The organism is Bacillus sp. JZ39, from assembly GCF_053903145.1.
In genome coordinates this window covers 473458-497721 of the sequence record NZ_CP096389.1, presented here as the reverse complement: position 1 = coordinate 497721, position 24264 = coordinate 473458, and the positions used below count along the sequence as shown (strand labels likewise).

Annotated in this window: 27 protein-coding genes and 1 riboswitch; of the genes, 10 read left to right on the top strand and 17 right to left on the bottom strand. The window is 45.5% G+C overall.

The window, feature by feature from the left end:
- The first annotated feature begins 45 nt into the window (after nucleotides 1–45).
- Nucleotides 46–366: a thioredoxin family protein gene (locus M1D65_RS02520; RefSeq protein ID WP_003234326.1), complete on the top strand. Its 321-nt coding sequence runs from the start codon at nucleotides 46–48 to the stop codon at nucleotides 364–366.
- Between the two features lie 14 nt (nucleotides 367–380).
- Here M1D65_RS02520 and M1D65_RS02515 read toward each other — a convergent pair whose 3' ends face one another.
- Nucleotides 381–1253 (bottom strand): cation diffusion facilitator family transporter, encoded by an 873-nt coding sequence (locus M1D65_RS02515; RefSeq protein WP_014475869.1) that lies wholly within the window; start codon nucleotides 1251–1253, stop codon nucleotides 381–383.
- Between the two features lie 247 nt (nucleotides 1254–1500).
- Between M1D65_RS02515 and M1D65_RS02510 the strand changes: the two genes are divergently transcribed.
- Together M1D65_RS02510 and fbpB are read left to right on the top strand one after the other, a co-directional pair.
- Complete coding sequence (locus tag M1D65_RS02510; RefSeq protein WP_014478893.1) at nucleotides 1501–1665, top strand: Fur-regulated basic protein FbpA; 165 nt, start codon at nucleotides 1501–1503, stop codon at nucleotides 1663–1665.
- Nucleotides 1619–1798, top strand: a complete 180-nt coding sequence (fbpB, locus tag M1D65_RS02505) for a Fur-regulated basic protein FbpB (protein ID WP_072592579.1) — start codon at nucleotides 1619–1621, stop codon at nucleotides 1796–1798. The genes M1D65_RS02510 and fbpB overlap by 47 nt, the downstream gene beginning before the upstream one ends.
- Nucleotides 1799–1821: 23 nt before the next feature.
- Here the strand turns inward: fbpB and M1D65_RS02500 are convergent, their stop codons facing one another.
- The 8 genes from M1D65_RS02500 to dctS all read right to left on the bottom strand — a co-directional run bounded on the left by M1D65_RS02500 (nucleotide 1822) and on the right by dctS (nucleotide 10346).
- Complete coding sequence (locus tag M1D65_RS02500) at nucleotides 1822–2967, bottom strand: acyl-CoA dehydrogenase family protein (RefSeq protein ID WP_015715274.1); 1146 nt, start codon at nucleotides 2965–2967, stop codon at nucleotides 1822–1824.
- A gap of 127 nt (nucleotides 2968–3094) precedes the next feature.
- Nucleotides 3095–3430, bottom strand: coding sequence for a hypothetical protein (locus M1D65_RS02495; protein WP_456270756.1), 336 nt, complete (start codon nucleotides 3428–3430; stop codon nucleotides 3095–3097).
- A 94-nt stretch (nucleotides 3431–3524) separates the two neighbouring features.
- Nucleotides 3525–4265, bottom strand: coding sequence for an ABC transporter permease (locus tag M1D65_RS02490; RefSeq protein WP_231573535.1), 741 nt, complete (start codon nucleotides 4263–4265; stop codon nucleotides 3525–3527).
- A 19-nt stretch (nucleotides 4266–4284) separates the two neighbouring features.
- Entirely contained in the window at nucleotides 4285–5211 is a 927-nt protein-coding gene (locus M1D65_RS02485) for an ABC transporter ATP-binding protein (protein WP_021481708.1), read from the bottom strand.
- A gap of 271 nt (nucleotides 5212–5482) precedes the next feature.
- Nucleotides 5483–6535: an AI-2E family transporter gene (locus M1D65_RS02480; RefSeq protein WP_038827763.1), complete on the bottom strand. Its 1053-nt coding sequence runs from the start codon at nucleotides 6533–6535 to the stop codon at nucleotides 5483–5485.
- 147 nt (nucleotides 6536–6682) lie between these two features.
- The gene (gene dctP, locus M1D65_RS02475; RefSeq protein WP_064671969.1) at nucleotides 6683–7948 is read right to left on the bottom strand and encodes a C4-dicarboxylate transporter DctP; all 1266 of its coding nucleotides are present in this window, start codon (nucleotides 7946–7948) and stop codon (nucleotides 6683–6685) included.
- Nucleotides 7949–8068: 120 nt separating this feature from the next.
- A complete protein-coding gene (gene dctR / locus M1D65_RS02470) occupies nucleotides 8069–8749 on the bottom strand; it encodes a two-component system response regulator DctR (protein WP_064671968.1) in 681 nt (226 codons plus the stop codon).
- Nucleotides 8739–10346 carry a two-component system sensor histidine kinase DctS gene (gene dctS, locus M1D65_RS02465; protein WP_003234348.1) on the bottom strand — a complete coding sequence of 536 codons (1608 nt, stop codon included), beginning with the start codon at nucleotides 10344–10346 and terminating at the stop codon, nucleotides 8739–8741. Before dctS ends, dctR begins: the two co-directional genes overlap by 11 nt.
- 69 nt (nucleotides 10347–10415) lie before the next feature.
- On the opposite strand from dctS, the gene dctB reads away from it, so the two are divergent.
- Both dctB and M1D65_RS02455 read left to right on the top strand, forming a co-directional pair.
- Nucleotides 10416–11468 carry a C4-dicarboxylate TRAP transporter substrate-binding protein DctB gene (gene dctB / locus M1D65_RS02460; RefSeq protein WP_003234350.1) on the top strand — a complete coding sequence of 351 codons (1053 nt, stop codon included), beginning with the start codon at nucleotides 10416–10418 and terminating at the stop codon, nucleotides 11466–11468.
- A gap of 84 nt (nucleotides 11469–11552) precedes the next feature.
- Entirely contained in the window at nucleotides 11553–12374 is an 822-nt protein-coding gene (locus tag M1D65_RS02455) for a manganese catalase family protein (RefSeq protein WP_015715268.1), read from the top strand.
- Between the two features lie 36 nt (nucleotides 12375–12410).
- Here the strand turns inward: M1D65_RS02455 and M1D65_RS02450 are convergent, their stop codons facing one another.
- From M1D65_RS02450 to M1D65_RS02435, 4 genes are all read right to left on the bottom strand, one after another.
- Nucleotides 12411–12770 carry a YdbC family protein gene (locus tag M1D65_RS02450; RefSeq protein WP_456270755.1) on the bottom strand — a complete coding sequence of 120 codons (360 nt, stop codon included), beginning with the start codon at nucleotides 12768–12770 and terminating at the stop codon, nucleotides 12411–12413.
- A complete protein-coding gene (locus M1D65_RS02445) occupies nucleotides 12764–13105 on the bottom strand; it encodes a cupin domain-containing protein (protein ID WP_326153853.1) in 342 nt (113 codons plus the stop codon). The genes M1D65_RS02450 and M1D65_RS02445 overlap by 7 nt, the downstream gene beginning before the upstream one ends.
- 130 nt (nucleotides 13106–13235) lie before the next feature.
- On the bottom strand, nucleotides 13236–13607 hold the full coding sequence (gsiB, locus tag M1D65_RS02440; protein WP_003246542.1) for a glucose starvation-inducible protein GsiB: 372 nt from the start codon (nucleotides 13605–13607) through the stop codon (nucleotides 13236–13238).
- Between the two features lie 128 nt (nucleotides 13608–13735).
- Nucleotides 13736–14554, bottom strand: a complete 819-nt coding sequence (locus M1D65_RS02435) for an EcsC family protein (RefSeq protein ID WP_456270754.1) — start codon at nucleotides 14552–14554, stop codon at nucleotides 13736–13738.
- Between the two features lie 117 nt (nucleotides 14555–14671).
- Here M1D65_RS02435 and M1D65_RS02430 point away from each other — a divergent pair, with 117 nt between their 5' ends.
- The 5 genes from M1D65_RS02430 (at nucleotide 14672) to M1D65_RS02410 (ending at nucleotide 17502) form a co-directional block, all read left to right on the top strand.
- Nucleotides 14672–15124, top strand: coding sequence for a DUF2188 domain-containing protein (locus M1D65_RS02430; RefSeq protein ID WP_003246574.1), 453 nt, complete (start codon nucleotides 14672–14674; stop codon nucleotides 15122–15124).
- Nucleotides 15125–15201: 77 nt separating this feature from the next.
- Nucleotides 15202–15459, top strand: coding sequence for a GlsB/YeaQ/YmgE family stress response membrane protein (locus M1D65_RS02425; RefSeq protein ID WP_003246519.1), 258 nt, complete (start codon nucleotides 15202–15204; stop codon nucleotides 15457–15459).
- Between the two features lie 229 nt (nucleotides 15460–15688).
- Nucleotides 15689–16966 (top strand): Nramp family divalent metal transporter, encoded by a 1278-nt coding sequence (locus M1D65_RS02420; RefSeq protein WP_032680356.1) that lies wholly within the window; start codon nucleotides 15689–15691, stop codon nucleotides 16964–16966.
- Nucleotides 16967–17069: 103 nt separating this feature from the next.
- Entirely contained in the window at nucleotides 17070–17336 is a 267-nt protein-coding gene (locus M1D65_RS02415) for a hypothetical protein (protein ID WP_064671966.1), read from the top strand.
- Nucleotides 17337–17364: 28 nt separating this feature from the next.
- Nucleotides 17365–17502, top strand: coding sequence for a hypothetical protein (locus M1D65_RS02410; protein WP_064671965.1), 138 nt, complete (start codon nucleotides 17365–17367; stop codon nucleotides 17500–17502).
- A 56-nt stretch (nucleotides 17503–17558) separates the two neighbouring features.
- On the opposite strand, the gene M1D65_RS02405 is transcribed toward M1D65_RS02410, so the two are convergent.
- The 4 genes from M1D65_RS02405 to M1D65_RS02390 all read right to left on the bottom strand — a co-directional run bounded on the left by M1D65_RS02405 (nucleotide 17559) and on the right by M1D65_RS02390 (nucleotide 24264).
- A complete protein-coding gene (locus M1D65_RS02405) occupies nucleotides 17559–19283 on the bottom strand; it encodes a pyruvate oxidase (RefSeq protein WP_021481718.1) in 1725 nt (574 codons plus the stop codon).
- A 66-nt stretch (nucleotides 19284–19349) separates the two neighbouring features.
- Nucleotides 19350–19799 carry an 8-oxo-dGTP diphosphatase MutT gene (gene mutT, locus M1D65_RS02400; RefSeq protein ID WP_172861431.1) on the bottom strand — a complete coding sequence of 150 codons (450 nt, stop codon included), beginning with the start codon at nucleotides 19797–19799 and terminating at the stop codon, nucleotides 19350–19352.
- Between the two features lie 58 nt (nucleotides 19800–19857).
- Complete coding sequence (kimA, locus tag M1D65_RS02395; RefSeq protein WP_021481720.1) at nucleotides 19858–21681, bottom strand: potassium transporter KimA; 1824 nt, start codon at nucleotides 21679–21681, stop codon at nucleotides 19858–19860.
- Nucleotides 21682–21873: 192 nt separating this feature from the next.
- Nucleotides 21874–22017: riboswitch (cyclic di-AMP (ydaO/yuaA leader) on the bottom strand.
- 135 nt (nucleotides 22018–22152) lie between these two features.
- Nucleotides 22153–24264, bottom strand: a complete 2112-nt coding sequence (locus M1D65_RS02390) for a cellulose biosynthesis cyclic di-GMP-binding regulatory protein BcsB (RefSeq protein ID WP_172861430.1) — start codon at nucleotides 24262–24264, stop codon at nucleotides 22153–22155.

The following is a 24264-nucleotide window of genomic DNA, read 5'->3' as shown; positions in this document are numbered from 1 at the left end:
CTTTTTATTTTATATTAAAATGGCATTGAAAAGGAGATGTGACATATGAAAAAAATCACAACAAACGAACAATTTAATGAACTGATTCAATCCGATAAAGAAATCATTGTAAAGTTTTATGCTGATTGGTGCCCAGACTGCACACGCATGAATATGTTCATCGGCGATATTTTGGAAGAATACAATCAAAACGATTGGTATGAGCTGAATAAGGACGAGCTTCCTGACCTGGCTGAAAAATACCAAGTAATGGGCATTCCCAGCCTGCTTATTTTCAAGAACGGTGAAAAAACAGCTCACCTTCACAGCGCCAATGCCAAAACGCCTGAAGAAGTGACTGAATTTTTATCTGAACATATAAGCTAATTCGTTAAACAGCCTTATTTTATGTCGTCAGGCTCTACATGAACATGAACATGAGTGACATCGTGTTCATGTTTTATTTTGTCTTCTACTTCATCCGCCACTCCATGGCCTTCTTCTACTGTAAGCTTCGGATCAACCGTAATGACCATCTCGATATGAACTGTACTGCCTAAATACCTCGCTTTCACATCCTTTAGGCGATGCACATTTTCGATCCTGCCGACGGTCTGTTTGTAAGGCTCAAGATCTTTTAAATGGAAGCCGTCTGTTAAGGAATGTGAAGCGTCTTTAAAGATATCCCACGCTGTTTTGCAAATGATGATGCCGATGATAAAAGCCGTTACCGGATCAATCCACGGCAGCTTCAGCTGGGACGAAAAAACTCCGATAAACGCGCCGGCACTTACAAAAGCGTCTGACCTGCTGTCCTTTGCCGCTGCCATCAGGGCAGAGCTTTTAATGGACGCTGCCAGCCTTTTGTTATATAAATAGATGCCATACATAAACACAGCACTGCCTAACGCCGTCCATGCCGCGATAAGATTTGGCGTTTCCGTTGTGCCGCCCGCAATCGCTTTTCCTCCGCCGATTAACACTTCAATGCCGACTGCCATCATAATAAAAGACGCAACAAGAGACGAAATTGTTTCAGCCCGATAATGGCCGTATGGATGATCGCTGTCAGCCGGTCTTTGAGAAATCCGCAATCCTATCAGCACTGCTACTGACGCAACAATATCTGTTCCATTATTTAACCCGTCTGCTCTCAGCGCTTCAGAATGATATAGAATCCCGATAACTAGCTTTACAACAGCAAGGATGACATATGCAAAAATATTGAGGAGCGCCCCTTTTTCTCCCTTTTTCAGATTTTCTGTCCGCTCCATTGAATACCACTCTCCATTCTATTACATAGTATGGTTCAAAACATGAAAAATAGCAGGGTGCGTTCAATGAAGCGGAATATTTCGACAGCAAATTATTGCCCGGGAAACTTTTTGTCGATTTGTTGAATATTTGTAAATTGGAGAAAGAATAGGACTCTTTTCATCTTTACAGGCTATTGCGGACATTGTATACTGAAGTTAATTGATAATGATTATCAATATCGATCGATTGGAGGTTGGTGACACAATGACACCTCAGTCTGCAGAAATCAGAAAAAAACAGCTCATTCATCTGTTAATACAGAATGGTATATACAAAAAGTCAAAGCGTCATCTGTATGAATTGTCGCTGACGGAGTTAGAAAGTGAATACAACCATGTCAGGAGGGCGCCGGAGCATGCCGAAGCGTAAAGTGAAAACTTACCAACAGCTGATCCAGGAAAACAAAGAGGCGATTATGGGCAATCCAAAGCTGATGAACGTTATTTATGACAGGATCGACCGCAAGCATCAAAAAAATCTGCAAGAGCAAAACAATACATAAAAAGAGCCGGTAAGGCTCTTTTTTTATGACTCAAATGCTTCAGCTGCCAGCTTGTGTATCACGGCGTCATCCATCGGCGGGTTGTGAAGACCGGCGCGCACATCACGGTAATAGCGCTGAAGCGGGTTGGTTCGTTCCAGGCTTTTGGCCCCGACAATTCTCATCGCTTTATCAACAACAGACAGCGCAGCGTTTGTGACGATATGCTTCGCCGCACCGAGCTCGCTTGTCAAGTGTGGACGCCGCTCCGGATCGTCATACAATTGAGCGATATGGAAAAGAAAGTGTCTGGCATTGAGCAGTTCAAGCTCCATTTCGCCTGTTCTTTGCTGTACGGCCGGGACATTCTTGATCGGTCCATTCAAGCTGTTTGGAGAATACTCAGATGCAAATTGCACTGCATAGTCACGAGCAGCTTGAGCCACACCAAGATAAATCGCAGGAATGTGAAGCAGCCAGCCATTCGGCTTAGCTCCACGAGGCCCTTGAAGCAGTTCCACCAGCTTATTCTCATCAAGCATTACTTCGTTCAGTACAAGGTCATGGCTCCCAGTCGCCCGCATCGCCATCATATCCCACGTTTCTTCAATCGACAAGCCGGGATCATCTTTATGAATGAGAAACACGCCTGTTGTTTGTTTGTCTTCAATCCATGCGGTTACTAAAAAATAATCCAGAGCTTGTGACATCGTCGTAAAGGTTTTTCTCCCGTTCACTGCCCATTTGCCATCCTTTTTGACGGCGTGTGTACCGGGACGCCCTCCTCTTGTCGGGCTTCCGGTTTTCGCTTCAGTCGCCGCCCTGTTAATGACGGCTCCGTTTTGGACTTCCTTGGCAACAAATGCAAATACGTCTTCATCCCAGCTGTTGCCTTCTCCAAGCTCCCCGATCACGCTCAAATGCCAGCCGATGCTAAGAGCCGTCGGAGCATCTCCCCGTGCAAGCCGTTCTTGAAACAGGAGCATATCGTAAACAGAAATGCCCCCTCCGCCATGAGATGCCGGCAATGTTAATGCTGTATACCCAGCATCACGCAGTTTTTGTATTTTCTCTGCAGGAAAACGTCCCTGTTCGTCATCTTCAGCAGCTGTTTGCTGAAATTCATCCGCAATCCGTCCGATTTTCTCCATCCATTGCCGCTGTTGATCGTTTTGTATAAATAATGACATCCGGCAGCCCCCCAGTTTTAATTCCGATAAATTTAATATGTATTATAGATTTCCTGCCATTTTTCCGCAACTGTTAACCTTTTGCCCAGTATAGAAAAACACGCCGTTCCCCAAGGGAACAGCGCGATTACACAGGATTTGCATCCCGGTCTTGTTTCATGCCGAGATAAATCAGCATATATGTCAGGTAACCCATCGTCATCACCAGGCCGCCAAAGAAAAAGTTTGAGAAAATCGGCTCTTCAAAAGCGGTCACTGCGGCCAACACAATCCAGCTGGCATACAGATAGATGATAAAATAGCGGATGCCCGTCTTCATTTTATATATCATGTACAGTCCCACGAGAGAAAACAACCCAAGCGCGAGCCTGAAATAAACAAGATGTTCAAACTGAAACATGAATGACACAAATGAGAATCCAAGCAGCAATACGATCGGTAAAGCGGTAATAAAGTTCCTCAATCGAGACACCTCCGTCAGTACCTTTAGTATAAACCAAAATATCAAATGATATTGATTTACGTGAGCTTTTTCACAAAAATGTCATTCCTTGCCTTTAGACCCGAACATCCCGTTTACAGAAGCACCACCAGCCAACAACGATGAAGAATATGGCATGTATGATGAGAATTCCAATTGAAAACAATGGCGTCATGCCTGAAAACAACGCTGTCTCTCCGCTTCTGTATTGCGTAAAGTCAGTGTTCGCAAAAAGCAAAAAGCTGCCCCACTTGTTTTCAAACAACTTCATGAGCTGAACAAGTGTACTCGCTCCGTATAAAACGACAAAAGAAACAACAACTGCTACCGCGCTGTTGCGGAACAGCGAAGAACAAAGCAGCCCGAATAATCCCATCATTACAGCTTCAAGCCAGTTTGACCCGATCAGCGCCAAGGTGTTGACCAGCAATGTCTTTGATTCCGCAGTCACCGATGTGCCAAAAAACACGAGACCGAATAATAATGCCAGAATGTAGTATGCCAGATACAAATAGAAGCTGACCATCACGACTGTGATTAATTTTGACCAAAAGACCTTTTGGCGTTTAACCGGACGAATGAGCAAAAATTTGATCGTCTTTTTATCAAATTCCATCGAAACAATTGTTGCTGCAATTACGATCGTTAAAGCCTGCAGCAAAATGTTCAGGCTCGGTGTATACGATAAATAGCCGATGAAGTTTTCATCTGTTCCGGCACTGATGACAATCCGTTTAATGATCAAAGCCATGAAGAATTGAAAGACAGCCATCAGGATAAGGGAAACCAAAGTGACCTTCCGATTAAAAAGTTTCATATGTTCATTCCAAATTAATTTAGACAAGCTCTTCTCCCTCCTCTTGATGAGCGGTCGTCGCTTTTATAAATTCGTCTTCCAGTGATTGCGTGTAAGGCGTAATGGAAAATACATTCAGATCTTGTCCGACAAGTGATCGGTTCAGCTCCGGTATGTTTTCTTTTGCCACATCAACTACAATCGTCCCGTCTTGGCTCTCAGCTTGATATTGATTGCCTGTCAGCCAATTGAGCGCTTTTTCTTGCGGCTGCACTTCTATAATTGCTTTTTCTGTGGTTTGATCAGTTCCTTGTAAGCTGACTTCCGCTTTGATCTCACCTTTTTGAATGATGATGACACGGTCGCACAAGTCTTCAACCTCGCGCAATAAATGAGTGGCAAACAGGACAGCTGTTCCTTCCATTTCTGCGAGTTCCTTAATATGATCGCGAAAATCCTTCATCCCCGCAGGATCGAGGCCGTTTGTCGGTTCATCTAGAATGAGAAGCTTCGGCCGGTGAAGAATTGCCTGGGCGATTCCCAGACGCTGGCGCATCCCAAGGGAATAGGTTTTCACCTTATCATGAATCGCTGACGTCAGCCCGACACGTTCCACCACTTCATCAAGCCGTTCATCCGCTATTTTTTTGTGCATATTCGCAAAGTGCTTGAGGTTTTCCCAGCCTGTCAGGTACGGATAGAACTCAGGGTTCTCAACAATTGCTCCAACCGCTTCCATCGCTTTTTCAAACTCTGTATCATGCTGGAATCCGCTTATTGTCACGCTTCCGCTGTTTTGTTTCAGCAGCCCGACGATAATACGGATGAGTGTTGTTTTTCCGGAACCATTTGGACCGAGAAGGCCGATGATTTCACCCTCCATGACGTCCATGCTGATCTGTTTTAAAATCTGTTTAGACCCAATCTTTTTATCGAGGCCTTCAATATGTAAAATCGGCTCAGCCATAAAGCCTTCCTCCTTTTTCGACAAAAAATAAACAGTGCCCAACATTAGGCACTGTTTGTATTATAGCATTTGTTGCTTCCAAATGTTTGGTTAAACCGATGATGAGCGTTTACTCCGACTGTTTGTTCTTTTCAGTTTCTGTAATGATGACAGGCATTGTCACCTGTTGTGTTCACCACTGTGCGAAGCAATGCCAAGCTCCGATTCCGAGTCTTAATTCCATGCCCTGAACAGGCAGGCCGGCAGATCGAGGCACACTCATTATTCGATTTTAAACTTTATCGCTATTCTCTCGGGGTCCTTTAGACCTATCTTCCTTGTTGGTGACATCCAGAATATCAAGGAGAAACACAAAGATCGGAATCCCGATAATTAAACCCCAAATGCCGAAAAAGTGTTCAGAGAAAATGAGTACTGTGAAGGTGAAAAAGATTGGCAGCTCTGTTTTCGCCGACATCAGCTTCGGATTTAAGAAATATGTTTCGATCGCATGAATGGCGAATATGACAAGGACAATGTAGAGCACATACATTCCACCGCCAGTGCTGTAGGCGATAATGCTGAGCGGAATCAGGGAAATGACGACGCCTGCTACAGGGATCAATCCAAGGAAGAACACCATAATCGAAAGCCCAAACAGCTGCGGAAAATGCATAATCCAAAGCGCGATAAACGTCAGAATACAGTTGACGAGCGCAATGATAAATTGAGCCTCGAGCACCTTGCCGAACGTTCTTGCAAATTTGCTTCCGAAAAAAGCAATCTCCTCATAAAAGACCCTAAGTTTGCTCGTTTTAAATTTCGCCATGAATTCAGAAAGCCGTTTTTTCTCAAATAAGAAAAACATGCTAAGAATGAGCGCCATCACGACCTGCAAGCCGAATGTGCTGATATCGGCCAGATACGTATACACTACATTGAAGCCCTCTTTGACATATGAACTGATGTTAATATCTCCGAAGACACTGGTGATCTCATCAAAGAAAGGGATGCTGTCAGGATGATACGCAATATGTTTAATCTGCTTTACCAGCTGCTGGATCTGCGCCGCGACGACCGGATAAAACACAAAGCCCCCGACTGTAAGCAGCACAGCCAGCAACATGTAAAGAAACGTAATGACAACCCGCTGGCTCACGCGGAAGAACTGGCTTACAAACTGCCGCACGACAAGCTCCAAACGATCCATTAGAAATGTGAAAATGAAGGTAAGCAATATTAAGTTGATCATGCTCTTAAATAGATATAACACACCAGTTAACACGACAAAGATGGAGAAACGCCTTACTCCCGGGTGCTGAAAAAATTTAACTAAAGCGGCCATTTATACACTCCTGTTAGGACAAACGTCCTTCATTCAATATAGTATCCATTTGTAAATTATATAACAAAAAAATGCTGAGGTCTCTGTCCTTACCTTAATAATTCTTAAACAATTAAAAAAACGGCCCCATGGATGGGCCGTTTTTTTTCAGACTGCTGTTTTCATTTTTTTCATGCCTTCAACAGCCTCTACGCTTTTTGCTTCATCAAATTCATTTTCGCTTTTGGCAACAATGATCGTGGCGATTCCGTTTCCGATCAGGTTCACAATGGCTCTTCCTTCACTCATGAAACGGTCGACCCCGAGCAGGAGTGCAAGCCCCTCCAGCGGAATGACCTGCAGCGCTGACAGCGTTGAGGCAAGGACGATAAATCCGCTTCCCGTCACACCTGCCGCTCCCTTCGATGTCAGCATCAGAACGAGGATAATCGTAATTTGCTGGCCGATGCTGAGGTCTACTCCAAACACCTGTGCCAAAAAGACAGTCGCCATTGATAAATAAATGGATGTGCCGTCGAGGTTAAACGAATAGCCCGTCGGAATAACAAGCCCGACAACGGATTTGGAACAGCCGTAGCGCTCCATTTTATCCATCATACGCGGAAGCACCGATTCGGAAGAGCTTGTGCCAAGCACGATCAAAAGCTCATCCTTAATGAAGCGAAGGTAATTCCACAGGCTGAATCCGTAAAGCTTGCAGATGATATTTAAAGCAACAAATACGAACAGGAACATCGTAATATAAACAGACATCATTAAGCTTGCCAGCGGTTTGATGGAATCGAGCCCGAAGTGTCCGATTGTATACGCCATCGCCCCGAATGCCCCGATTGGCGCGGCACGCATAATGTAGCCGATAATTTTGAAAAAAACGTGAGAAACCTTGTCGAAGAAATCAATGACGCTTTTTCCTTTTTCGCCTAATGCCGCAAGACCCACTCCGAAAAGAATAGAAAAGAATAAGACCTGCAAAATGTCCCCTTTTGCGAAGGCATCAACCATGTTGGACGGAACAATGTGTGTAATAAATTCAATCCAGTCGATTCCCTGACCGCCATTTTGCGTGTATTGTGATACATCTCCTTTTTCAAGCTTGCTGTAATCAAGACCCGCACCCGGCTTCATAATATTGACGACAAATAAACCGATAATGAGTGCGAGGGTGGTGACAACCTCGAAATAGATAAACGCTTTTCCCCCTACTTTTCCAACCTTCTTCATATCGCCCATTTTTGCAATCCCGAGAACGATTGTGAAGAAAATGATTGGTGCGATCACCATTTTAACAGCGTTGATAAATGTATCGCCAAGCGGTTTCATTTCTTTGCCGACATTCGGCCAGACCAGCCCGACAATGACCCCGATGATGACCGCGGTTATGACCTGAACTGTTAAATTTTTAAACAGTTTCATATCCTTCATCCCCCTGTCCTATTCGCCTTTTGTGTCTTTCTTACTAGAATGATAGCGTTTTCATACAGTCTGGGGAAGTTTATGATCATAACGGACATTTTGGTCTTTTTGGTCTCAGGTTTATCCTTTTAACACGTAGCGGTTGACCGGCCGGCCGACTCCGCCGTATTGAACGTCCAATTTGATGATCCCGGTTTTTTCTAAGTAATCAAGATATCGTCTGGCTGTCACTCTGGCGATGCCGAGCGCCTTGGCAACCTCTTCAGCAGAAAGGGATGCGGTTTGCTGTTTCAAAAAAGCAGTGACTTCATTCATCGTGAAGTGATTCAACCCTTTCGGCAGATCCTGTACGGCCTGCTGCGGAATATTCAGGATCGCATCGAGCTGTTCCTGGGACAGCGTATCATTCGCTTCGATTTTTTGTTTATATTGCTTGTACTTTTCGAGCGCCTGTCTCATTCGCTCAAGCTTAAACGGCTTTAAGATATAGTCAACCGCCCCGTTTTGCAGCATGAGTGAGATCGTTTTCTTGTCTTTTGCAGCGGAGACGACAATGACATCCACTTCAAGCTTTTGCTTTCTGATCTCCTGCAAGGTCTTGATGCCGTCTTTTTTCGGCATGTACACATCGAGAATGACGAGATCCGGCTGTTCTTCTTTAATCAGCTTCATGCCTTCCTCTCCGTTTCCTGCCGTTGCACAGACAGTAACGCCTTTAACAGTTGTAATGAAATCCTTATTGACCTCTTGAACCATCGGATCGTCTTCAATGAGCAGAACCTTCCATTCTTTACGAGCCATGCTGTGCTTCCTCCCCCTTCATTGGAAAAACGATAGAAAAAGATGTCCCCTGCCCCGCATGTGAATCAACTTCTATCGTGCCCGATCCTTTGTCTATGATTTGTTTCACTAAATACAGGCCATAGCCTGTGCCGCCAGTTTTATTGACCGTAAAACCTTTGTCATAAAGGCGAGGCATATGTGTCGGTTCAATTCCGCAGCCGTTATCTTCTATTAAAATAGCAAGGATATCATCTGTTTGTTCGATACTAATGTCAATTCGTTTGTCTTCAGATTGAACGGTTTCAAATGAGCCGAAGGCATTTTCAATCAGATTCCCCAAAAGCACGACAATATCATGCTGATCAACATGCTCGGGAAATTGCTGAAGACTGCTGTTTTCATCTATATGAACAGCAATGCCGAGCTCTCTTCCCCTTCTGATTTTACTTAATAGAAGGCCTGCCGCAGCGTCATTTTGAATCGAGCGGTGCAGAAATTCAGTCACATTTTCCTGCTCAGTTGACGCCTGGAATGCAAGCTGCAAGGCTTTTTCAGATTTCCCCAGCTGGATGAGACCGGCGATCGTGTGCAGCTTATTCATATGCTCATGGTTTTGGACACGGAGCGCCTCCACAAAGTTTCTGACACCAGTCAATTCCTCTGCCATCTTGGCCGCTTCCGTTCTGTCCTGAAAAATCGCAACGGCGCCGATCACTTTTTTCTTCATGACGATCGGAATTCTGCTGCTCATGATCACCTTACCGCTGACACGAATTTCTTCATTATAAACCGCTTTGTTCCGCTCCACGATTTCGGGCAGGCGCGAATCCTTGAGAACCTCCCAAATCACCTTGCCGATTAGATCCCCCTGCACTTCAAAGATCTGTTTCGCTTTTTCATTGAAGATCGTAATGACGAGACGATTGTCAATAGCGATCACCCCTTCATTCATCGAGTGAAACGTCGCTGTCCGTTCTTCATACATTCGGACAATCTCATGGGGTTCAAGCTGAAACATTTGTTTTTTGATATGGCGGGCCAGCAAAAAGGAACCAGCAAGGCCAAAGCCGAGTGTCAGCACAACGATGAAGGCGATATCACGCTTTAAATGAAGCAGGATGTCAGCGATCCCCGGCAGCGTTTTTCCGACAAGCACCACGCCTATTTGGTTCAGGTCTTGATCCTTTACCGGATAAAAAGCGCGAACCGCCGTGCCGATCTCGCCCTTTGCTTCAGAGAAATAAATGTGCTCCGCAAAAGCTGCCTCCTCGTCTGCACCTTCTGATTTCTTGCCAATGCTTGTGCTGACAGGATGCGTATATCGGATGTGATTCATATCCATGACGACAATATAGTCTGCTTCATTAATCATCCTGATTTCTTCAACCGCATGGCGAACCGCTTCTGTTTGTTTTTTTCGCGCCAAGGCTTCTTTCACTTCTGTCATCTCTGACACCGTCCGGGCCGTATTCATCAGCCGCTTTTTCAGCTCCCGCTCCTCTGTATGCTGAATGTTGCCGATGAGCACAATGCCGCCGATCAAAAAGGAGAAAATGACGAGTATATAGGATAAGATCGTGATTTTCCAACGGATTGAGAGCTTCTTTTTGTTCATCAGCTTCTCCTTTCAGGTCTTTACGAATGTCATAGCCCCCATTATCCTTAACATAGGGGAGGGCTTTTCATGAAGAGTTTGCTTGCATGTCTCGCACTGATGATCGCTGGAATTGCAACCGCTTTATTTATCGGATTCCATGATCATACCGGCAATAAAAAGATTGTTTATGATGACGACCAGGAAGGCCTGCAGGATCAAATCGTGTTTAAATTCAGCCACGTGGTTGCTGAAAATACGCCAAAAGGGCTGGCCGCCAATAAATTCGCTGATCTGGTGAACGAAAAATCAGGCGGAAAAATAAAAATAGAAGTATTTCCGAATGGAAGCCTGTACTCGGACATTGAAGAAATTGAAGCATTGCAAAACGGCGATGTTCAATTTATCGCCCCCTCCACATCGAAGCTCGGCATGCTCTCGCCTGAATGGGGAGTGCTGGATCTGCCGTATGCATTTACAGATTACAACGCCGTCAAAAAAGGGCTGAACGGAAGCATCGGCACACAGCTGTTTGATTCTCTAAAGAAAAACCAATTGAAAGGATTGGCCTATTGGACGAACGGCTTTAAGCAAATCACAACAAATCAAGGGCCGGTCAAAACACCGGATGACTTAAAAGGGCAGGATCTGCGCATTATGCAAAGCGATGTGATTGAGGATCAGTTCAAGCTGCTTGGCGCAACACCTCATCAGGAATCCTTCAATTCTACCTTTCAGCTGTTAGAAAACAATGTAGTCGATGGCGAAGAAAATACAATTTCAAACATCTATTCTAAAAAATTTTATAATGTTCAGGACTATTTGACAATAAGCAGCCACGGTTATCTCGGCTACGCTGTCATGACTGATGAACACTTCTGGAAGGCGCAAACACCAGAAACAAGACGCATTTTGACTGAAGCGATGAAGGAGACAACGGAGTGGAATGAAACGTATGCCGAACAAATGAACAAGGAGCAGCTGGAAGAAATCAAAAAGAATTCTGCTATACATATTTATGAGCTGTCAGATAAAGAGAAACAAGAATGGATGAAGCGTCTTGACCCTGTTTACCGGCAGTATGAGCCCATCTTTGGCCGGGAGCTGATCCGGGAACTGTTGGAGCTGCGAAAAGATTCATAGTTCCCATCTCGATACGCTGTTTTTCGTTTATCTTTCTATCGATCGGAAATATAAAAAGAGATAAACGAAAAAGGAGATGGGTACATGTTTAAGCACACAAAAATGCTGCAGCATCCTGCTAAACCAGATCGTCCAGATCCATTATTCGCTAAAAAAATGCAAGAAATTTTAGGCGGGCAATTCGGAGAAATTTCAGTTGCCATGCAGTACTTATTTCAAGGCTGGAACACAAGAGGAAATGAAAAATACAAGGACTTGCTGATGGATACTGCAACTGAGGAGCTCGGGCATGTTGAAATGATCGCAACGATGATTGCCAGACTTCTTGAGGATGCCCCTCTTGATCAGCAGGAAAAAGCTGCTGAAGATCCGGTCATCGGCTCCATCCTAGGCGGCATGAACCCTCACCATGCGATTGTATCAGGACTTGGCGCCATGCCGGAAAGCAGTACAGGCGTACCTTGGAGCGGCGGTTATATCGTAGCAAGCGGAAACCTGTTGGCAGACTTCCGCGCCAACCTGAATGCGGAATCTCAGGGCCGTCTGCAGGTCGCACGCCTGTTTGAAATGACGGATGACAAAGGCGTCAAAGATATGCTCAGCTTCCTGCTGGCGCGTGACACGATGCACCAGAACCAATGGCTTGCCGCCATTAAAGAATTAGAAGCACAGGAAGGTCCGGTTGTGCCGGGTACATTCCCGAAAGCGCTCGAAAAACAAGAGTTCTCACATCAGCTTATCAATTTCTCTGAAGGCGAAGAAAGCGCCGAGCAAAACTGGCTGAATGAAAAAGCGCCGGACGGAGAAGCCTTTGAATATGTGAAAGAAGCAAAAACGTTTGGAGAAAAACCGGAGTTAAAACCAGCACCGCCTTTTGTTCATAATACACTTCCGGGACGCGAGTAAAGAGACAAGCCCAAAACATGATGTTTTGGGCTTTGATTATGCCTTCAGAACCGTCCAGTCTGGTTCGTACCGGATATCAGGGTTATGCAACAGATCGTGTACGAACGGTTTATCCTCTTCGTACACCGTCACCTCTATCGAAAGAATTACAGCCTTCTGATCGTTTTCCTCGTATATGCTGTCATGTTCGTTCTCCATAAAATGATCATAGGCTTCTCTGTTTTCCCATACACTGATGATTTCTGCGGTGAGCGGCTCGTCTATCGTTTTTCGCCAGCCGCCGGCCTGTTTGATAAAGCCGCTTATATACGATAATGCTCCCCACTGTAACTGCGCTTTTGCAAATGCTTCAGCGTTTGTAGCGTCTACTTCACATATCATCTTTTTGATTAGCATGGCTGCTCCTCTATGAGGACGGTTTCGGCTTGTTTATGCTCCACACAGAGATTTACCGTTCTGACGTAAGAGCGTGTGCGGTGAACCGTGCCTTTCGGGATCAGCAGGCTGTCATTTGCTTTGAGCACCGCGGTTTCTTTGTCCTTAAAATCGATCAGCAGCTCCCCTTCAAGAACAATAAACAATTCGTCTGAGTCAGGGTGATGGTGCCAGTCATATTCTCCCGTAAACACCGCAAGGCGCACGCAGTGGTCGTTGACCTCTGAGATTGAAAAATTGGCGTGCTTTTCTTTGACTTCATTTGCGATGGCGAGCAAGTTTTGCATCTTGGACATTAGCGAAAACCCCTTTTTCACTTATTGTATCGCAATAGCGGCATAAATTGAGAAGATTCCAAAAAAAGCGATCCAGCTGATGTGCCGGATCGCTTTTTTATTTACAGGTTGTCTGCCTTTATGCTTTTGATTAGTCGTTGTTGCGGGCGTTTCCGCCTTTTGAGCCAATTTCTTGGTAGAATTCTTTATCATGATTTTTGCTTGTTGCCTCTCCGCCTTTTCGGCCGATTTCTTGATAGAATTCTTTATCATGATTTTCGCTAGTGGCTTCTCCGCCTTTTTCACCGATTTCTTGATAGAACTCTTTGTCATGGTTCTTGCTAGTGGCTTCTCCGCCTTTTTCGCCGATTTCTTGATAGAATTCTTTGTCATGGTTTTTGCTAGTGGCTTCTCCGCCTTTTTGACCAATCTCTTGATAGAATTCTTTGTCATGGTTCTTGCTTGTTGTTTCTCCGCCTTTTCTACCTGCTTCTTCTCTGCTCATTTTGTTATTGTCTGCCATTTTGAATTCCTCCTTTAATTGGTGTTGGTTGTTGTATTCCCGCTCACAATTCTTTTAAACAAACAAAACACATTGGGTATGTTTCCACTAAAAAAAGCAGGCGGATCGCGGTGTCCGTCTGCTTTCTGCTATTCCATCTCTCGTTCTGTTTCTTTCAGTCGTTCAAGAATGCGCCTCTTTTTGTACAGCATCATGCCTGTCTCGGTAATGTCGTTTAATGTTGAGCGATTGGCAGCGGCGCCAAAAACCATTCCGGCAACCGGCACCATCTGGAAAAGTTTTTTCCAGCCAAACGTGTCTCGATAGCCCAAAACGACTTCTCGCCAGCCTTGGATTTGAGAAGCGACATTCTTATATGTACGGTCTTGATCGTAGTGTTTTAATTCCTGCAAAATCGATCTTTTGCCGACAACATCAGCCGACGTCAGCTGCAGGCATTTCACAATGAAGACGCGTTCTTTTTTCTCCTTTGGGTCATAGCCGTATGCGACTGCGATATCCTGTAATGTTTTTAGTGATAAGCCAAGCACTGCCGGAATGTCTGCCGCCAGCGTAAACACGCCGCCCACACCGGTTGTCGCGCCTTGAACGGTTGCTGCGTTGGTTCTGTTTTTGCCCATTCCTTCCGCAATTTCATCCATGACAGGAAGAGGAGCTTTCCGGATGTCCTCCAGCGATTCAAAGATCTCCTCCGGCAGTCTCTTTTGAAACATCCTGATAATCTGTTTTTCAGATGTCAGGTACTGTCCGCCTGTTTGAACAAAGCTGCCGACCTCATCCAAGAGCTTGCCGATCTTTTTCTGGATGAATTCCGGTGTCAGCTTGTCCAGCAGCTGAAACGGGAGACGGCTGAGCTTTTCCCAAAACCAGACTTTTTGCTGATCTTTTTCCCATTTCTCTATCTCTTTTAATTGCTGATGTAAGTCTTCTTTTCGTTCTGTTGGCACCCAATCCGCACTTCCCTTCCGTTTTTTCTACTATATAGTATACCTTCATTTTTTCGGATGCGTTTTTATTTTTCACCTGCGGGTACCATTTTTATAAAAGGAAAAGGAGTGATGGACATGCCTTGGTCGATGAAGGATTATCCTGCTTCATTAAAAAACCTTGAGAAGCCGGTGAGAAAAAAGGCGATAGACATTGCGAATGCGATGATTGATGAAGGCTATGAGGAAGGGCGCGCGATTCCAATTGCGACAAGCAAAGCGAAGGAATGGGCGGAAAACGCCTCTACAGATGAAATTGATGATTTCCTGACGCATGATGATGAGACAGAACGCGATGCTGATCCAAGCAGCGGCAGCGGCCCCGAGCTCATGAACAAAGCAGAACATGTTATTAAGCATAAAAAAGGCTGGGCAGTCAAAGCCGAGGGCGCCAAACGCGTGTCTGAAATCAAGGATACAAAGAAAGAAGCGATTGAACGGGCAAAGGAAATCGCGGCGCATAAAGGCACTGAGGTCATTGTTCATTTAGCTGACGGCAGTGTGCAGAGAAAGATTAAAACAGGATCATAAAGGAATATGCTTTTAAGTGTTTCGAAATGATCAGTAGCGGTTATTGATTGGTAAATCATTTATGAGAGGTGATCATGATGCTTAGCTTTTTGGTTTCATTAGTTGTTGCTATTGTTATCGGATTAATTGGGAGCGCCATTGTAGGAAACCGGCTGCCGGGAGGAATTTTCGGCTCTATGATTGCCGGGCTGATCGGCGCTTGGATTGGGCACGGACTTCTTGGCACATGGGGACCGAGCCTCGCCGGCTTTGCTATTTTCCCGGCCATCATCGGGGCAGCCATCTTCGTATTCTTGCTGGGCCTTATATTCCGCGGGCTGCGGAAGGAAGCCTAGACTCATTAGATACAGAAGGCATCGTTTCGAACTGAAACGGTGTCTTTTTATATGGGACCTTATCTCGAATCCCTACATATCATGTTACATAACAGGGAAAAATTCAGAAGTGTATTTTGAACATTTTCGGTTGACAAGAAACCGGGATGGTCATATGATGTAGATAAAATAATTTGCCTCAAGGAAACTCTTTGTTGTACGGCAAAAACAAACAGAATTCAGGTGAGACATGATGAACAAGGACATCACAGCACAATCTCCCCGTTCCAAAGCCGTCCAAGATGCGCTTGACGGGAAAATCAGAGGATTCAGAGGGCTGCTCCCTTTTCTCGGCCCTGCTTTTATAGCAGCCATTGCCTATATTGATCCCGGCAACTTCGCAACGAATATTTCGGCGGGTTCTAAATACGGATATATGCTCTTATGGGTGATCTTATTTTCTAATATCATGGCCCTTTTAATTCAATCCCTATCCGCCAAACTCGGTATTGCGACAGGCAAAAATTTGCCTGAGGTTGCCCGTGAAGAATTCCCGAAGCCTGTCTCGATCGGATTGTGGATTCAGGGCGAGCTGGTCATTATCGCTACTGATCTGGCGGAATTTATCGGAGCGGCTCTGGGACTGTATTTGCTGTTCGGCATTCCGATGCTTGAAGCGTCTATTATAGCTGCGATCGGTTCTTTCGCGATATTGGAGCTTCAGCGCCGCGGTTATCGCTCACTTGAAGCCGGTATTGCCGGTATGCTGTTTGTGGTCGTGATCGCCTTTGCGCTGCAAACCTTTTTCGCAAAACCTGATGCCGTGTCAGTGATGAAGGGCCTTTTTGTCCCGGCGTTTCATGGCACCGACAGTGTGCTTCTTGCAGCGGGTATTCTTGGCGCAACTGTTATGCCGCACGCCATTTATTTACACTCTGCCCTTACACAGCGGCGGGTGGTTGGCAAAACTGATGCAGAACGGAAAAAAATCTTTAGGTTTGAATTTATTGATATTTTAATAGCGATGCTGATTGCAGGGGCTATTAATGCAAGTATGCTGATTGTGGCTGCCGCATTATTCTTCAAAAACGGCCTGTTTGTTGAGGATCTCGACGTCGCATTTCAGCAATTCGGACATCTTGTCAGCCCTATGTCTGCGGCTTTGTTCGGGATCGGGCTGCTCGTTGCCGGTCTATCCAGTTCGTCTGTCGGCACACTTTCAGGCGACGTGATTATGCAAGGATTTATCAACTACCGCATTCCGCTGTATGTACGGCGTTTTATCACGATCATTCCGCCGATCTTGATCATCGCGTCAGGTGTTAATCCGACGACCGCTCTCGTACTGAGCCAGGTCGTGCTGTCCTTCGGGATCGCCTTTGCCCTCATTCCGCTTATTATGTTTACAAGCAATAAACGGATCATGGGATCTCTGATCAACGCCAAATGGGTCACAGTGGTGTCTTGGCTGATTGCTGTATTGATCGTTGCTTTGAATGTGTTTTTAATTGTAGATACGTTTCGATAAAAAAACCGGCTTCTAAAGCCGGTTTTTATTTTTTCGCAAAAGCTCATTGATACCCTTTTTGACAGAAATTTGTTATGATAGAAGAAAAATCGGAGTTTTGATGATGTCAGTATTTATTTTGTTTTATTTGTGGATTGTTCCTATTGTCATCGGCATTATATGTTCTGTCGCTGCCTATAAATCCAAGGGGAAAATGAGAGTCGCGCCCGGCATTGCCATGATCGTGCTCAGTGTCATTTCCTTGATCACCGCGTTTACAGCCGGACACACAAATTTTCACGTGTTTATCGGTGGCATGTTTTTATTCGGCACCTTCTTGGTCGGTTCTGCTTTTCCTTTCTTTTTCGGGCTGAAGAAAAAAGAGAAATAACCCTATACTGAGAAGAGCTCTGTAAGATTTGATAAGAATAAGCATGCAAGGACAAATGCATCTTCCTTTGAAACAAGATGCATTTGCCCTTTTGTCTGTTTCGAGTATGGCGAAATCAGTTCCTAATACATACACCGATCATTTTATGAATTCAAACATGTTATAGCTGAAAATACGTTTGTTTCCAACAAAAAACAGAGGCCTTTTGGGGCCTCTGTTTTTTTAGAATAACCGTTTCAAACTTTTCTTCAGTGACGGCATTTCAAATTTTTGGTTTTCGAAGAAGTTTTTCAGCATGTACTTGCTAAAGCCTTTCGCCTGCCCGTAGGTGATTTTGCCAGGAAGCGGCGGTTCGTTTCCAATCATGACATCCACAACAACAGGTTGGTCAGAGTGCAGCGCCTCATGGAATGCCGGCGCAAGCTCTTCCGCTTTAGTCACTTTGATGCCCTTTGCTCCGCAGCTTTCTGCAAATGCGGCATAGTCGACATTTTGAAGTTTTGTGACATAGTCGATATTGCCTTTGACCTGCTGCTCGTACTCAATCATGCCAAGATTTTCGTTGTTTAAAATGACGACTGTGATCGGGAGCTTATATTTGACAGCGGTCGGAAGATCCTGCATGACCATGGAAAATCCCCCGTCACCACAGACGGCGATCGCCTGGCGTTCCGGTTCGGACAAGCTTGCGGCGATCGCTCCCGGCAGGCCGCAGCCCATTGTCGCAAGCCAGCTGGAGACGATGAAATCCTGGTTCGCGTTCATTTTGAAATGACGCGCCATCCAGACTGTCACAGTGCCGACATCGACAGAGAGCACCGCATCATCGGCTGCCGCTTCCTGAAGACGGGCCACGACCTGCTGAGGTTTAAGCGGTGTTGTTGCCTCTGTCTCATCTTTTTCAATTTCGTTCCACCAATGCTGCATATGTTCTGTGCAGGCATTCAGGAATCTTCTGTCTTCCTTGCGTTCAATATACTCTGTCAATTCGCGCAGACCGAGAGCCGAATCGCAGACAAGGCCCGCTGTCACCGGATACCGTTTTCCGATTTTTGCCGGGTCTGAATCGAGCTGGATTGCCGGCGTGTCATCAGGCAAATAATCACGGTACGGGAATGATGTTCCGAGCATGATTAATAAATCACATTCCTCCATTGCCTCGTAAGCCGGCTTTGTTCCGATCTGCCCGAGGTTGCCGAGAAAATGCGGGTGCTTATCGGGAACGACACCTTTTGCCGGGAGTGTAACAACGATCGGAGCGGCGGCTTTGTCCGCAAATTCTAAGAGCTCCCGTTTCGCCTTTTTCATTCCCTGCCCTGCCAGGATAATCGGTTTCTTAGCGTTATTAATATATTGGGCGCAGGTGACGAGCTGTTCTTTTTTCGGTTCAAGGTTCCCTTCAATATACACCGGTGAAGTATACACGGGTTCCCGTTTGATTTTCTCCGCAAACAAATCATCTGACACGCTCAATACCGCAACGCCTTTTTTGCTGTAGGCGGTCCTGATCGCCTGATTTAAGAGATCCGGAAGTGATTCTGCGCTATGTACCTCTCTGTTGAACACAGCCACGTCCTCAAACATTTGCTCCAGCTTAATCTCCTGGAAATAGTCCCGTCCGACTTCGCCAGAAGAAACCTGTCCTGCAATCGCCAGCACAGGGGCGCCGTCCGCTTTTGCATCATATAAACCATTTAATAAGTGCACCGCTCCCGGCCCTGCGATTGACAGACAGACTCCGATCTTGCCGGTGAGTTTTGCTTCAGCTGCGGCTGCCAGTGCCGCTACCTCTTCGTGGCGGGTTTGAATGAACTTCAGTTGATTTCTTTCGTGTCTTAATTCTTCAATAAACTCATTTATACTGTCTCCGGGGATGCCGTATACATGATCAACTCCCCATTGCTCAAGCAGCTCTGTCATTACTTGTCCTGCAGTTTTATGTGCCATAACGTATCCTCCTTTTTCCTTTTTTCAATACCACAGGAGAAAGGCTTTAAAACCCGGAGACCTGAATCACTTGCCAAGTCTTCTTTTCAACAGGTCGATCGCCGCGAGCAACCCTCTATCCTTAACGGTGACATTTACATCTTGAGCGCCGTTCTTGAAATCATTGATCTGCCTTTTTCGATTCGGCACCATAAAAAGCGGCAAACGCCCCGGGGAAACCCACTTTAATCCCGCTGTCTCTGTGCCGTCAGCCACTGCTTGTCCGCCTGTTATGCTTCCGAAAAACTTATGCTGTTCATCTTGAAACTTTGGCCTTTGGTAAACACCTATTTTCGCAGAAAGCGCTGCATTGTATCCCGTTTCTTCCAATACCTCCCGCACTGCCGCTTCCTCAGCCGATTCCCCGGGATCAACCTTGCCGCCCGGCAAATCCCATAGAGGGACATCTTTTCGTTTCACCAGCAGAATTTGCTGACTTTCGTTCAATACGATCACAAAAGCACCTTGTGTATACACCGCCATACCTCCTTTTCCCGCAAAAAAGGACCAAGGTAATTCCCTTGGTCCTAGAGCTTTACTTTTTAAAATGATACGGCAGTGTGGCAACCATTATGTCCTTTTTCCAGAACAGCCGGACTCTGAGGAGGAAGGCCGATTGGTTGTGAAGGATGGTGTGCCAGCGTTTTTTCGTTATAAATTGCGGAAACAGCACCATAACGGAAAACTGCTCCTTCTTCGCTTTTGCCTCAACTGTTTCCAAAAACTTATCAAACGGATGGACAAGGCTTCTGTACGAGGAGTGAAGCGTAACGAGACGCACGCCGTTATTAAGCTCTTCCCAGCGTTTTTCGAATTTCTTTTCCTGTTCTCTGTCAAATGACACGTGAACGGCGATCACTTGATCGGACAGTGATTTCGCATAGTGAATCGATTTTTGCACGACGGTGGTGACACCGGCCACAGGCACAATCACAACGGTGCCTTTGATTTCTTCCGGCTCTTTGTCTACGATGCGAAGCTGTTCACCAACCGCTGTATAGTGATTTTTAATCGCAAAAAACAGCAAAACGACGATAGGCATAAAGATTAACACAGGCCATACGACATTAAACTTCGTCACAAACAGAATGGATAGAACCATAAACGATATCAGAGCACCGCAGGAGTTGATCAGCATTTTTCCGATCCAGCCTTTTGGTTTTTGCTTGATCCATTTCATGCACATGCCGGTTTGTGAAAGCGTAAATGGAATAAATACGCCCACAGCATATAACGGGATTAAGTGCTCCGTCTGTCCTCCGAATAAGATAATGAGAACAATGGAGGCAAAGCCTAAAAAGATAATCCCATTTGAGAAGCCTAAGCGGTCGCCCCTGACTGTAAACATTCGCGGCATATACTGGTCTCTCGCCAGGTTGAAGGCAAGCTGCGGGAAGGCTGAAAATCCCGTATTTGCCGCAAGAACCAAAATAAGCGATGTGACACCTTGGATGACATAGTAGAACACATTCCGTCCGAAGGTTTCGGACGCAATTTGTGAAACCACTGTTTCATCAGGCTTCGGCGCCGTACCATACCCGTACGCGAGCACCGTGATGCCGGAGAACAGAATCGCCAGCAAAATCCCCATCATCGCAAGCGTTCTTGCCGCGTTTCGCGCAGGCGGGTTTTTGAATGCAGGAATCGCGTTAGAAATGGCCTCAACCCCGGTCAACGCTGAGCATCCGGAGGAAAAAGCCTTAAGCAGCAAAAACAGCGTAATGCCGGCTACAGGTGTGCCCAGCGGTGTATGATGGGCTGGCTGGTCTATTTGTCCTGTCATAAGTTTAAACAACCCGACTGCAATGAGAACCAAAAGCGCCACCACAAACAGATAAACCGGGTAGGCAAGAATGGATGCCGATTCCGAAAGACCGCGCAGGTTCAAAATCATAATCACTAACACGAGAAAAATAGCGATCGGCACATGATAATCATGCAATGCAGGAAAGGCTGACGTGATGGCGTCCGTGCCTGCGGAAATACTTACCGCTACTGTTAAAATATAATCAACAAGCAATGAACCGCCCGCAATCAATCCCGGTTTTTCACCGAGATTTTCTTTAGAAACGATATACGCCCCGCCGCCCTGCGGATAAGCGTAAATAATTTGCCTGTATGAAAGAATCAGTGCGAGCAGTAATATGAGAACGCCAACCGCAATCGGAATGGAGTACCAAAATGCGGCAGCACTGATTGTTGCCAAAATGATTAGAATTTGTTCTGTCCCATATGCAACAGATGACAGCGCATCTGAGGAAAGCATAGCCAAGGCTTTTAATTTCGTCAGTTTTTGCTCTCCAGCTGCTTGGGATTTTAGTGGTTTCCCAATCAAAAAACGTTTGATTGAATGATACATCGATGTCTTCCCCTTTTAATTTCTCATTTTTCAATTAAAACAATAAAACATCAGTGTCTTGCTCTCACATGTTGTTGATAGTCCTTTCTGCTATGATGTCTCTGTATGCGATTTGCATTCAAAAATGAACAACAAAAAACACAGAGGCAAACGGATGCCCCTGTGCCATAACATCGAACACAGGTTTCATTCATCTCCTCTCACGAACGCTTACGAGGTTAGCTGACGGATTCGGGCATATGAGAGTTAGCCCTACCTAAAAAGGATTCACCCCAACGGCAAAAAGCCGTTCTATTGGGTCCCCCGCTCTGATTTCAGATTAAGCGATTTGTTTTCTAAAAGAGATCATACTCCCGTTCCCGCACGTTGTAAAGAGGCTTATTGGCTGAGAGAAAAAAATAAAATGACAGGTTCCACAAATGGAATTTACTTACCAAAAATAAAAAAACAGAGGCTAAAATCGCCTCTGTTTTATTCTGTATCTGTCTTTCTTTTTCTGCGTCTTACGGCAATCCAAATGAACACTGCCGCAATCACCATAATGAGTGCCAGCACACCAATATACATCCATTTCTGGCTATGATCCTGTGTTAGTTGTTCTGCATCGGAACTGTTTGTTTCCGATTTGAGCTGCTGGTGGTTTGTAAACACCTGCTGGCTGTTTGTTTCATTAAGGACGGTTGCTGACTCATCGTTGCTGTTCAGATAACTGATGATCTCTTTTGTGACAGCCGCGCCATCTCCTTTTAACGGTGCAAAGACAGCCATTGTATAGCGTGAATCCCAAACCGATGCTTGGGTAAATACCACTTGTTTTGTCGTCTCATTCAGCATCTCGAAACCAGATACATCAAACGATCCGTTCTTTTCCTGCGGCACAAGCAGATCTGATGATTTCTCCTTCAGAAGAGAAAATTGATTGATCCCTCCTATGAAAATGAGGTTTCGTCCTTTCGCATCATTTGCTGTAACGTCAGATGATTTCTTTACCGTATATGAATGCTGTGCTTCGCTGCCAAAGGATTCCGTCACGAGAGAAAGCTCCTCTAGCTTCGATTGGCTTACGGTGTCAGGAAGCACGATTAACGTTGTTTGATCCTGGTTTCCGGCGTAAGGCAGCGGCCACTCTTGAAAATCCGCTGACGGAGACATGCCTTTGATGGCGTATGATAATGTACTGTTTTTATCGATAAAAACCCACTTTTCTTCATCAGTGGTGTTGCAAGGGTTGTTTTCCTTTAAACCGGTCGTGACGAACTGAATATCAATGTAGCGGTTTTTTTGCAGCAGCTTAGGGTCCACTTTCACTGTGACATGATAGAATCCGTTTTTATCTTCTTTTCCTAATTCATCAAGCCGGACCGAGTGCGGCTGGCCGTTGATCATCACTTTCAGTTCTGCGGCCTGAGAGGCTGACTCGTTTTCAGCCGTTGAGGCTTGAATCGTTTCAGACTTTTTCAGTTTAAGCGACAGCTTCGCCAATTGGTTTTCATCTAAAACAGCCGAAGCCGGATAAAAATAATGTGCTGAAGATGTTTTGTCGGCTCCAATTGTGATATCGCCCGCTCCAAAATTCTCAAGGGTCAGCTTATCGCTTTCTTTTTTTTCAGTCTGCTGAAGCTTGCTGATTGAAAGTGTATCGCCGCTGAGCTGGCCTGTATATGTCTGATCTGTCATCACGCTGATTTTTTTAGTGAGCGCGTCCTCGGACGCCGCTTGCGCAAACAGAACCGGCTGCTGTTTGCCCTCTGCTTTCAGCACCCGCTCCGCAAGCAGAAGGTTTTCTCCTTTTGCCTGTAGCCCGGCTTGTTTCAACAGGTTTTTCACTTTGCCGTTCCAATGCTTGTCCACGCCGATAACAATCGTCGGCTTATCGATTTTTTTCAGTTCAGATTCCGTGACATACGCAATACTGACACTGCTGTCCACCGTTTTCAAATAGCCTTCTGTTTTAACAGCAGCTTCTATTTCTGCTGAACTTGGGTGATCCGGAATGACGATGGCTGTTTCTTCCGCTGTATTTCCAGATTGGGCGAAAGGATACGGATAATGGTCCAGCGACGTTCCCTTCGCTTCACTGCTGTCAGCAAGTGTCAGCCGGCTGTCCGGATAAATTTTGATCCAGTTGCCTGATGTATCCTGTCTGACGCACACGCCCTCTTTCATTACGCCGTAGAATTTCAACGATACGTTGTGATAGCCTTGCGCAGACTGGCTTTTATTCAAATTCAGCTTCACTGTTTTCCGTTTGGAATCACCATCAAGCTTTAACGTCTTGACCGGTTCATCATCAATGATAGCCGTTAACGATGATGGAGAAATTAAAAGATTTGATGCCTCGTATTCGATTACCAATTGCTGATTGCCTGAAGAAGCGCCTGCCGGGATCTGATACGTCAGCTCTGCGCTGTCTTTTGATCCATACAGTGTAATCAGCTCGCTTGTAAGCACCTGCTGTTTGGCTTGTTCTTGGCTGCTTTTCCCGAGGAGCGAACCGCTGACCTGTACGTCTTTGGCAAGAGCCGTTTGTCCAGTCATCGCCAGCAGCATGAAGCTTGTGAGAAAAATCATTATTTGTTTCAA